8 protein-coding genes are annotated in these 11264 nt (G+C 54.2%); 4 read left to right on the top strand and 4 right to left on the bottom strand.

Going from position 1 to position 11264, the window contains the following annotated elements:
- Positions 1-18: 18 nt before the first annotated feature.
- Genes fdnI through fdnG form a run of 3 tightly spaced genes read right to left on the bottom strand, consistent with a single transcriptional unit; the run spans position 19 to position 4611 of the window.
- Positions 19-675 (bottom strand): formate dehydrogenase-N subunit gamma, encoded by a 657-nt coding sequence (gene fdnI, locus O1724_RS12110; RefSeq protein WP_003857050.1) that lies wholly within the window; start codon positions 673-675, stop codon positions 19-21.
- Entirely contained in the window at positions 668-1552 is an 885-nt protein-coding gene (gene fdxH / locus O1724_RS12115) for a formate dehydrogenase subunit beta (RefSeq protein WP_003857048.1), read from the bottom strand. Before fdxH ends, fdnI begins: the two co-directional genes overlap by 8 nt.
- An 11-nt stretch (positions 1553-1563) precedes the next feature.
- Positions 1564-4611: a formate dehydrogenase-N subunit alpha gene (gene fdnG / locus O1724_RS12120; protein WP_104468645.1), complete on the bottom strand. Its 3048-nt coding sequence runs from the start codon at positions 4609-4611 to the stop codon at positions 1564-1566.
- A gap of 220 nt (positions 4612-4831) precedes the next feature.
- Between fdnG and yddG the strand changes: the two genes are divergently transcribed.
- The gene (gene yddG, locus O1724_RS12125; protein ID WP_023314188.1) at positions 4832-5710 is read left to right on the top strand and encodes an aromatic amino acid DMT transporter YddG; all 879 of its coding nucleotides are present in this window, start codon (positions 4832-4834) and stop codon (positions 5708-5710) included.
- A gap of 627 nt (positions 5711-6337) precedes the next feature.
- Positions 6338-7411: a porin OmpC gene (gene ompC / locus O1724_RS12130; RefSeq protein ID WP_126296812.1), complete on the top strand. Its 1074-nt coding sequence runs from the start codon at positions 6338-6340 to the stop codon at positions 7409-7411.
- A 45-nt stretch (positions 7412-7456) separates the two neighbouring features.
- Here ompC and O1724_RS12135 read toward each other — a convergent pair whose 3' ends face one another.
- Positions 7457-8947, bottom strand: coding sequence for an MFS transporter (locus O1724_RS12135; RefSeq protein WP_126296813.1), 1491 nt, complete (start codon positions 8945-8947; stop codon positions 7457-7459).
- A gap of 116 nt (positions 8948-9063) precedes the next feature.
- Here O1724_RS12135 and O1724_RS12140 point away from each other — a divergent pair, with 116 nt between their 5' ends.
- Entirely contained in the window at positions 9064-9639 is a 576-nt protein-coding gene (locus O1724_RS12140; protein WP_003857036.1) for a TetR family transcriptional regulator, read from the top strand.
- A 211-nt stretch (positions 9640-9850) separates the two neighbouring features.
- Entirely contained in the window at positions 9851-11236 is a 1386-nt protein-coding gene (locus O1724_RS12145; protein WP_003857034.1) for a NarK family nitrate/nitrite MFS transporter, read from the top strand.
- Positions 11237-11264: the final 28 nt, after the last annotated feature.

Consider the following 11264-nt stretch of genomic DNA (forward strand, 5'->3'; position numbering starts at 1 on the left):
ATGCCGACGGCGCAAGGTTTACTTCAACCCTTCCGAACTCTCTTTTTGCGCTTCAAGACGCTCAACGTCGCGGTACCAGCGCGGATGGTGCTTCTGCGCCCAGCGGCGGCTCACCTTCCCTTCAATCATGCCTTTAATCGATCCTTTCACCCAGAAGGCCATATACATATGGATCAGAATGGCGTGGATCAGAATAATGGCCGAGGTCGCGTGGATCAGCAGCGCATAACGCACTACCTGAATCGGGAAATAGTGCGCAAAATACGGACGCCAGATGATGACCCCGGTCACCAGCAGCACAAAAATCATGCTCATGATGGTCCAGAACATCATCTTCTGCCCGGCGTTGTATTTCCCCACCTTCGCGACTTTATGCTCGTTGCCTTTCAGAACCTCAACAATCCCTTTTAGCCACGGAATATCCTGCTTGTCAGGGATGTTGTGATGAACAAAACGCACGAACATAAACATCAGCACCACGAAAATCAGCACGCCGAAGAACGGATGCAGAATGCGCCCCATCTGCGGTGTCCCGAAGGTTTCCGTGAGCCACTGTAGCGTCGGGAAGAAGAACGATATGCCGGATACCGCCACCAGGAAGAAGCAGATGACTACCGTCCAGTGACAGGCGCGATCGACAAATTTTGTGCGCACTATCATTTTCGACTTACTCATGATGCTCCTCCTCGTCGTCATCCACCTCTTTATTCGGCCCGATACCGATGTAGTGATAAATCAGCCCGGCAAAGGTGGCGATAAAGCCCGCCGCTGAAAGCGGTTTAAGCGCCCCTTTCCACAGGTTGATTGATGTATCGATCGCCGGATCTTTCGGCAGATTATGATACAGCTCCGGCTGGTCATTGTGGTGCAGAACATACATGACGTGCGTGCCGCCCACGCCCTGCGGGTTATAAATCCCGGCCTTGTCATAGCCGCGCGCTTTGAGCTTATCCACCCGCTGCTGCGCCACTTCCAGCATCTCTTTTTTGGTGCCGAAGTGGATCGCCCCGGTAGGACAGGTCTTCACGCAGGCAGGCTCCTGGCCGACGCTGACGCGATCGACGCACAGGGTGCATTTATAGACCCGGTTATCCTCTTTATTGAGACGCGGGATATTAAACGGACAACCCGCAATACAGTAACCGCAGCCGATGCAGTTATCCTGCTGGAAGTCGACGATCCCGTTGGCGTACTGAATGATTGCCCCGGCAGACGGGCATGCCTTCAGGCAGCCCGGATCTTCACAGTGCATACAGCCGTCTTTACGGATCAGCCACTCCAGCTTGCCGTTCTGGTCGGTTTCGCTAAAGCGCATCACCGTCCAGGACTTGGCGCTCAGATCAGCAGGATTGTCATAGACCCCTACGCAGTGCCCCACCTCGTCGCGGATATCGTTCCACTCCGAGCAGGCCACCTGGCAGGCCTTACAGCCCACGCAGGAAGAGACATCGATCAGCTTGGCGACTTCTGCCTTGTAGTCCCGCGCACGAGGCGCGGGCGTTATTGGGTTGGTCGCGGAGCGTTTAATAATGTCTTGTGTTTCCATCGCCATTTAATCGCTCCTTACGCTTTCTCGATGTTGACCAGAAACGCTTTATACTCCGGCGTTTGCGAGTTGGAATCGCCGACGTTTGGCGTCAGGGTATTGGCGATGTAGCCTTTCTGCGCTACCCCTTCAAAGCCCCAGTGCAGTGGTATGCCCACCGTTTCCACCTGCTGGCCGTGCACGTTCAGCGTTTGCAGACGACGGGTGACCACCGCCACCGCGCGAATAAAGCCGCGCTTGCTGCTGACCTTCACGCGATCGCCATTGGCAATGCCTTTCGCCTTCGCCAGGGTTTCGCTTATCTCCACAAACTGTTCCGGTTGCGCGATGGCGTTAAGCCGCGCGTGCTTGGTCCAGGTATGGAAATGCTCGGTCAGGCGGTAAGTAGTGCCGACATACGGGAACTTGTCTTTTTTACCTAAACGCAGCACGTCGTCTTCGTAGATGCGTACCACCGGGCTTGACACCACGTTCGGGTGCAACGGGTTAGTGCCGAGCGGCGTTTCCATCGGCTCGTAGTGTTCAGGGAACGGCCCTTCCGCCAGTTTGTCGATAGCAAACAGACGTCCCAGCCCTTCCGGCTGCATGATAAACGGCCCGGTGTTGCTACCCGGCGCGGCGGTGTTGAAGTCCGGGATATCGTTCCCCGTCCACTTCGTGCCGTTCCACTCGATCAGCATGCGTTTCGGATCCCACGGCTTACCGTTCACGTCTGCGGAGGCACGGTTGTACAGTACGCGGCGGTTTAACGGCCACGCCCATGCCCAGCCCAGGGTGTTACCCAGGCCTGACGGATCGGCGTTATCGCGGTTGGCCATCTGGTTACCCTGCTCAGTCCAGCTGCCGGTGTAGATCCAGCAGGACGAGGCGGTGGTACCGTCGTCACGCAACAGCGCGAAGCTATTGAGCAACTGGCCTTTCTTCGCCACCAGATTGCCGTTGGCATCGTACAGGTCGGCCAGCGCCACGCCGTTGTTCTCTTTTGCCACCTCTTCGGACTCAGGATGATCCGGCTGCTTGTAGTTCCAGCTCATCTTCAGCAGCGGCTCAGCGCCTTTGCCGCCTTCGGCGCGGTACATCTCGCGCAGACGATGGTAAATCCCGGCCAGAATTTCGCCGTCATTACGCGCTTCACCCGGCGCATCCTGACCTTTCCAGTGCCACTGTAGCCAGCGGCCAGAGTTGGCAATAGAACCGTCCTCTTCCGCAAAACAGGTCGATGGCAGGCGGAACACCTCGGTCTGAATGGATGCCGGATCGACATCGTTTGATTCACCGTGGTTCTGCCAGAACGTAGACGTTTCGGTGACCAGCGGATCGATAACCACCATGTACTTCAGCTTGCTCAGGCTGCGAACGACTTTGTTTTTATCCGGGAATGACGCCACCGGGTTAAAGCCCTGGCAGATATACCCCGTGACGTCGCCCTTATCCATCATATTGAAATACTTGATGACATCGTAAGCCTGGTCCCATTTCGGCAACCATTCAAAGCCCCAGTCATTCTCTTTCTGCGCCGCGTCGCCGTAGAACGATTTCATCAGACTGACGGCAAACTTCGGATAGTTACTCCAGTAGTTCACCTGGTCCGGACGCGTCGCTTTTGGCGTGTTGGCGTCAAGCCAGCTTTGCCAGTCGGTCTGCTTCTCGGACGGCAGGGTCAGGTAACCCGGCAGGCTGGTCGACAGCAGGCCGAGGTCGGTTAAGCCCTGAATGTTAGAGTGCCCGCGCAGGGCGTTCACGCCGCCACCGGCCATCCCCATGTTGCCGAGCAGCAGCTGGATCATCGCCATGGTGCGAATGTTCTGCGCGCCCACGGTATGCTGCGTCCAGCCCAGCGCGTACAGGAAAGTAGTGGTTCTGTCGGCGGCACTGGTGGAGGCCAGCACTTCACACACTTTCAGGAAGTCCGCTTTCGGCGTACCGCAGATGTTTTCCACCACGTCCGGCGTATAGCGGGAAACGTGCTGTTTCAGCAAGTTCCACACGCAGCGCGGATCGCTCAGGGTCTCATCGCGTTTCGCGTAGCCGTTTTCGTCGAACTGATAGTTCCAGGATGATTTATCGTACTGACGTTTCTCGGCGTCATAGCCGCTGAACAGACCATCTTCGAAAGCGAAATCTTCCCGCACCAGCAGGCTGGCATTGGTGTAATGCTTAACGTATTCCGCGTTAATCTTATTGTTTTCGATCAGGTACAACAGTACGCCGGAAAGGAACGTAATATCCGTACCGGAGCGGATCGGCGCATAGATATCAGCCACCGATGCCGTACGCGTAAAGCGTGGATCGACGACAATCAGCGTCGCATCGTTGTTGTTTTTCGCTTCCATCGCCCAGCGGAACCCCACCGGATGGGCTTCAGCGGCGTTACCGCCCATAACCACCACGACGTTTGCGTTTTTGATATCAACCCAGTGGTTGGTCATCGCACCGCGACCAAATGTTGGAGCAAGACTTGCTACCGTTGGTCCGTGTCAGACGCGCGCCTGGTTATCAACCGCCAGCATGCCGAGGGAGCGCGCAAATTTTTGCGTCAGCATGCCGGTCTCATTACTTGCCGCAGAGGCACACAGCATCCCGGTGGAGGTCCAGCGGTTTACCGTGATGCCCTGCTCGTTCTTCTCAATAAAATTGGCGTCGCGATCCGCTTTCATCAGTTTTGCAATTCGGGAGAAAGCGTCGTCCCAGGAGATACGCTGCCATTTGTCAGACCCCGGCGCACGATATTCCGGGTAGCGCAGACGGTTTTCACTGTGGACGTAGTCCAGCAGCCCCGCCCCTTTCGGGCAAAGCGCCCCGCGGCTCACCGGATGGTCCGGGTCCCCTTCAATATGATAAATCGCTTCTTTGGCGTTCTTCGCGCCATCACCCAGGCTATACATTAATAGCCCACAACCCACGGAGCAGTATGTGCAGGTGTTACGGATCTCTTTCGCGCGCAGCAGTTTATAGTTGCGTGCCTGAGCCAGCGCCATTTTGGGAGCGAATCCCAGCATCGCGGCTGTTGTTCCGGCCATACCGCCCGCGCAGATTTTAAAAAATTGTCTGCGGCTGACGTCCATTGTTGTCCTCGTTATCTGATAAGACTTCGCGCGGCAAACTAACAGCAAAGCCCCTTTTTTTATTGCGTCAAATCAAGGTCGCTATACTTAGCCCCCCAAATAGTCACCGCTGGTACGATTTGCTACTCTTTTCGGGGTATCTCCCCCGAAGAAAATTCGCCAGGTGTAGCGGATAGATGCTATAAGTTTTCCCTTTGATTTTTTGAAGACTGGCAGGGTAATGGACAGAAAAAGAGCAACGCTGACAGGCCTGGCGGCCATATTGCTGTGGAGCACCATGGTGGGTCTCATCCGCAGCGTCAGTGAAGGACTGGGCCCGGTGGGCGGCGCGGCGATGATTTACACCGTCAGCGGGCTGCTGTGTCTGGTAACGGTGGGTTTTCCCGATCTTCGGCGTTTTTCCAGGCGCTATCTTCTTGCGGGCAGCATCCTGTTTGTCAGCTATGAGATGTGCCTGGCCCTGTCGCTGGGATATGCCGCGACGCGCTCACAGGCGATTGAAGTCGGTATGGTCAATTATCTGTGGCCAAGCCTGACGATTGCCTTCGCGATTTTGTTCAACGGGCAAAAATCCACCCTGTGGGTCATCCCTGGGCTTCTCATCTCGCTGTTGGGGGTGTGCTGGGTTTTAGGTGGCGAAAACGGTCTGCAACTGAATGACATCATGCAGAACGTCGTTTCAAGTCCGCTGAGTTATGGGCTGGCGTTTGCTGGCGCTTTTATCTGGGCCGCCTACTGCACCGTCACCAGCAAGTATGCCAAAGGGCAAAATGGCATTACCCTTTTCGTCCTGCTGACCGCCCTGAGCCTGTGGGTCAAATATGCCGTCAGCGATCAGCCCGAAATGGTGTTCAGCGTCCCGGTTGTGGTGAAGCTATTGATGTGTGGGGTTGCGCTTGGCTTTGGCTACGCCGCCTGGAATATCGGTATTCTTCACGGTAACGTCACGGTGCTTGCGGCTGTCTCTTATTTCACGCCCGTTCTTTCCGCCGCGCTGGCGGCTATTGTGCTGAGCTCTCCGCTTTCATTCTCATTCTGGCAAGGGGCATTAATGGTGTGCGCCGGATCGTTACTGTGCTGGTATGCCACCCGCAAATAGTATTTTTATTTTTTGCCGGGTACCCAATATGCCCGGCACAAAATTAACAATTTTTTAATATGTGATCACACCCTCGAATATAATTAGTAACATTCGAGACAACTAAAATTTCTGTATAGAATGCCCACAGATAGCCAGAGCCGTTGTGGAAGTTGACATAAACTGACAACACAGGTAATTAGTTCAGCGCCAATATTACCCCGCTATATAGCACAAAGTGCAATAGTTTATTTCTGAACATTTCACTTAGAAAACAGACATTGGCTCACCGAAAAATTCATAATCCGCTGTTTTACAAGATGTTATCGCGCCCCACACGTTGATACTCTCTGTCAAATTCCTTTAATTCCCCCGAAAAACTAAAACGTCCGACAATTATTTACAGCCATATTATCGTGCTTTGTTAATAATCAATTTATGTCTATATATTAACCTGATTGAGCGATTTAAGGGTAATTTACCCGATCAGGATCACACTAATTGAAATTATCTTTAATATTTTGAAACTTATTATTGAAAGCAGTCTACGGAATTTTAAAAATAGTCTGCCATTGACGATAAGCCTCGTTTAAAAATCGCTCAGATGGCTTAGGAAATACCTAAATAAAATTATAAGGATTATTTAAGATGAAACTTAAATTAGTTGCAGTGGCAGTGACTTCCATGTTGGCAGCTGGCGTTGTTAACGCGGCTGAAGTTTTTAACAAAGACGGTAACAAACTGGATCTGTACGGCAAAGTTACTGGTCTGCACTATATTTCTGATGATGCTGGTAGCGACGGCGACAAAACGTATGTTCGTCTGGGCTTCAAAGGTGAAACTCAGATCAACGATCAGCTGACCGGATACGGCCAGTGGGAATATGAGTTCAAGGGCAATCGCTCCGAAGCTCAGGGTTCCGACGGCAACAAAACCCGTCTGGCCTACGCTGGTCTGAAATTCGATGAATTCGGTTCCTTCGACTACGGTCGTAACTACGGTGTGGCTTATGACATCGGCGCGTGGACTGACGTTCTGCCAGAGTTCGGTGGCGATACCTGGACGCAGACTGATGGCTTCATGACCGGCCGTACCACTGGCGTTGCAACCTACCGTAACACCGACTTCTTTGGTCTGGTTGACGGCCTGAACGTGGCTGCTCAGTACCAGGGTAAAAACGACCGTTCAGAGATCACCGAATCCAACGGTGACGGCTGGGGTCTGTCTTCTACCTATGAATTCGACGGCTTCGGTGTGGGTGCGACCTACGCGAAATCTGACCGTACTGACCGTCAGGTTCGTGCTGCAAGCAACCTGAACGCCGGTGGCGAAAACGCAGAAGTCTGGGCTGCTGGCCTGAAGTACGATGCGAACAACATCTACCTGGCAACCACCTACTCTGAAACCCGCAACATGACGGCGTTCGGTAACGGTCACGTTGCCAACAAAGCGCAGAACTTCGAAGTTGTGGCGCAGTACCAGTTCGACTTCGGTCTGCGTCCATCCATCGCTTACCTGAAATCCAAAGGTAAAGACATCGGTTCTTATGGCGACCAGGATCTGGTTGAATACGTTGACGTTGGCGCGAGCTACTACTTCAACAAAAACATGTCCACCTACGTTGATTACAAAATCAACCTCGTGGATGACAGCCAGTTCACCAAAGATGCCAAAGTGGCTACCGACAACATCGTGGCTGTAGGTCTGACCTACCAGTTCTAAGATCTGTTAGTTCAAAAGGCCAGCCCTCGCGGCTGGCCTTTTTTATTACTGCTGCCCTCCGACCTTCGCCAGACTAAACCAGATCCCGACCGCCAGAATCAGCAGCATACCTCCCGCACTGCCCAAGGCCACGCTGTGCGAGGTGATGAACGCAGTTTTCGCCGCCGTCATCACCGGCTCGGCCAGTGACGGCGTCAGCTCCTGCGCCACCTTCATCGCTTCACCGATGGACGACGAGGCTTTATCGGTCAGCGACGCGCTCAGCCCCTGCGGCAGTACAATAGACGCCGAAAAGCTGCGGGTTAACAGCAAACCGAAAATGGCGATCCCCAGACCAGCGCCCAGCTTGTAGGACATGGTTTCGATCGCGCCTGCGGCGGCCGCTTTCTCTTTCGGCGCGGCAGCCATGATCGCTGACGTCGATGCCAGCAGTGCGCTGGCGGCACTGAAGCCCAACAGCACCATCAGGCTCCACGCCTGCCACTGTTGGGTGCTGAAATCAAGCATCGACAGGCCGATAAAACTGACTGCGCTTAGCCCCATGCCTCCGGCCGCGACAATGCGCAGCCCCAGACGCCCGACCAGCACACCCGCGATCGGCCCGCTAAATCCGCTCGCCACCATCACCGGCAGCATAAATATCCCTGCTTCAAACGGCGTAAAACCATGCACAAACTGCAACTCCTGCGCCATCAGCAGTTCAAAGCCCACCAGCGCAATCATGGCGGTCATCGCCATGACCACGCCGCTTAAAATAATGCGATGGCAAAACAGACGCATGTCGATCATCGGTACGCGCGCGCGCAGCTGGATACGGACGAAGATAAACAGCATCACCGCCCCGGTAAGCAGCGTAATGGTCACCATCCACGGCGACAGCACCCCTTTCAGGGCGGTTTTGGCGCTATAGACCAGCAGTAAAATCGCCACAATTAGCATAATGGCATGGCTGATATTGAGCGGCTGCTCGGGCCGCCCCTGCTGAGCAGGCACAAAGCGCGCAGCAAGCGAAACCACCATCAGCACGATCGGCACATTAATCAGGAACACCGAACCCCAGTAAAAGTGCTCCAGCAGCATGCCGCCAATCAGCGGGCCAAACGCCGCGCCGCCCGACCCAACGGCAGCCCAGACGCCGAGGGCGATATTACGGTGCCGCGCATCAATAAACAGCGTGCGGATCCCTGCAAGCGTAGCCGGAATAATCATCGCCGCGCCTATCGCCAGCGACGCGCGGGCGGCAATCAGCCAGCCCGCGGACGGCGCAAAAGCCGCCGCTAAGGATGACAGGCCAAACAGCACGCTGCCGATCATCAGCAGGCGCTTAAAACCTATGCGATCGCCCAGCGCGCCCATCGGCAGCACCATCCCCGCCATCACCAGCGAGTAAATATCAATAATCCACAACAATTCGTTGCCGCTGGCACCCAGCGTCATGCTCAATGTTGGCGCCGCCACGTGCAGCACCGTCGCGTCAATCGCCATCGGGATATATACCAGCACGATAATCACTAACGCTAACCACTGACGAAACATAAATTTCCTTTTCAGTTAAAAATTGGACACATGTCCAGATTGCGATCCTACGTAAAGTTGAACACTTGTCCAGCTCTTTGTTACACTCGTTTCGTTGCCATTGAGAGTGAGAAATTATGCGTTATCTGAGCAAGGACGAGCGGCGGGAAGAGATCCTCCAGGCCGCGATGCGCGTGGCGCTGACCGAAGGATTCGCTGCAATGACCGTGCGCCGCATCGCCACCGAAGCGGGCGTCGCCACCGGGCAGTTGCATCACCACTTTGCGTCGGCGGGCGAGCTTAAGTCGCTGGCGTTTGTCCGGCTAATCCGCGATTTGCTGGATGCTGAAATCGTTGGCGAAAACGCTGGCTGGCGCGAGCGCCTGCATGCCATGCTCGGCAGCGATGACGGCGGGTTTGAGCCCTACATTCGGCTGTGGCGAGAGGCGCAAATTCTCGCCAGCCGGGATAGCGATATTAAAGGCGCCTACGTTTTGACTATGGAGATGTGGCACCAGGAAACGGTTGCGATTATCAGGGCCGGGGCGGAGGCCAACGCCTTTACGCTTGCTGACCAGCCGGAAAATATCGCCTGGCGTTTAATTGGTCTGGTATGTGGCCTTGATGGCATATACGTATTAAATATGCCTGAAATGGACGACGCGGCCTTTAATAAGCATCTGGATAAACTTATCTCCCTCGAATTGTTTTAATACTCCCATCGGGGTATTAATTTCCGCAAAAAGTTACAATTAGTAACACATAAAGCGAACCCAGATTCCCATTCCAAACTCAGGGATTCGCTTTTTTATCTATCCTTTCAGATGTATCCCATAACATCCAATAATTCCTACAAGCTACCGACAGATATCTTTCTGTTTTTATTTAATTTTTTCTCTCCACTTGGGTAAGCAAGAGGGTGATATGTCACATCAAAGCGAGAAGAGTAACCAGCATCTGTTGAGTAACTGGAAACCGGAAAATGCGCAATTTTGGGAGAATAAAGGGAAACATATCGCACGAAGAAACCTATGGATTTCCGTGGCGTGTTTGCTTCTCGCGTTTTGTGTCTGGATGTTGTTTAGCGCTATTGCGGTAAACCTTAATAAGGTCGGATTTAATTTCAGCACCGATCAGCTTTTTATGCTAACGGCATTACCTTCTCTCTCCGGCGCGATATTGCGTGTCCCCTACTCTTTTATGGTGCCGATATTTGGCGGGCGTTACTGGACCGTGTTAAGCACCGTTATCCTGGTCGTACCCTGTGTCTGGCTTGGGATCGCCATCCAGAATACCGCCACGCCTTACTGGGTCTTTATCATCATTGCACTGCTGTGCGGTTTTGCCGGCGCCAACTTCGCTTCCAGCATGGGAAACATCAGTTTCTTCTTCCCGAAAGCCAGACAGGGCAGCGCGCTGGGCATTAACGGCGGGCTGGGTAACCTGGGTGTGAGCGTGATGCAGCTGGTTGCGCCGCTGGTGATTTTCCTGCCGATGTTTACCTTTCTCGGCGTTCACGGCGTCCCCCAGGAGGATGGCTCGACGATGTGGCTGGCGAACGCGGCGTGGATCTGGGCGCCGCTGCTGATTCTGGCCACCCTTGCGGCGTTTTTTGGCATGAACGACATCGCCAGCTCGAAAGCATCCATTGCCAGCCAGCTTCCGGTACTTAAGCGCTTTCACCTCTGGCTGCTGAGCCTGCTTTATCTGGCAACCTTCGGCTCGTTTATCGGTTTCTCGGCAGGCTTTGCCATGCTGTCGAAAACCCAGTTTCCGGACGTAAATATCCTCCACCTCGCCTTCTTTGGTCCGCTGATTGGCGCCCTGGCGCGTTCGGCTGGCGGGATGATTTCAGACAGGCTGGGCGGCGTACGGGTGACGCTGATCAACTTCGTCTTTATGGCCATCTTTAGCGCCCTGATTTTCCTGACACTCCCCGGGTCTGGTTCAGGCAGTTTTATCGCCTTCTATCTGGTCTTTATGGGCCTGTTTCTGACCGCAGGCCTGGGCAGCGGCTCGACCTTCCAGATGATCGCGATTATCTTTCGCCAAATCACCCTCGACCGCGTAAAAAAACAGGGCGGGAGCGACGAACAGGCACAGCATGAAGCGGTGACCGAAACGGCTGCCGCGCTGGGCTTTATCTCTGCCATCGGTGCGGTGGGCGGGTTCTTTATTCCCAAAGCCTTTGGCACATCCCTGGCGATGACCGGTTCTCCGGTGGGCGCCATGAAGGTCTTCCTCGTGTTTTACATCGTCTGCGTGCTCGTCACCTGGCTGGTGTACGGCCGCAAATCCTCACAAAAATAATAACTACCTCTTCGCCGGAGCGTGATGC

It is taken from the genome of Enterobacter cloacae complex sp. HYC074_NIDB (assembly GCF_056673345.1).

Excerpts from the sequence above, each read along its gene's own strand:
- fdnI (WP_003857050.1), bottom strand. The coding sequence starts at position 675 with ATGAGTAAGTCGAAAATGATAGTGCGCACAAAATTTGTCGATCGCGCC.
- fdxH (WP_003857048.1), bottom strand. The coding sequence starts at position 1,552 with ATGGCGATGGAAACACAAGACATTATTAAACGCTCCGCGACCAACCCA.
- yddG (WP_023314188.1), top strand. The coding sequence starts at position 4,832 with ATGGACAGAAAAAGAGCAACGCTGACAGGCCTGGCGGCCATATTGCTG.
- ompC (WP_126296812.1), top strand. The coding sequence starts at position 6,338 with ATGAAACTTAAATTAGTTGCAGTGGCAGTGACTTCCATGTTGGCAGCT.
- O1724_RS12135 (WP_126296813.1), bottom strand. The coding sequence starts at position 8,947 with ATGTTTCGTCAGTGGTTAGCGTTAGTGATTATCGTGCTGGTATATATC.
- O1724_RS12140 (WP_003857036.1), top strand. The coding sequence starts at position 9,064 with ATGCGTTATCTGAGCAAGGACGAGCGGCGGGAAGAGATCCTCCAGGCC.
- O1724_RS12145 (WP_003857034.1), top strand. The coding sequence starts at position 9,851 with ATGTCACATCAAAGCGAGAAGAGTAACCAGCATCTGTTGAGTAACTGG.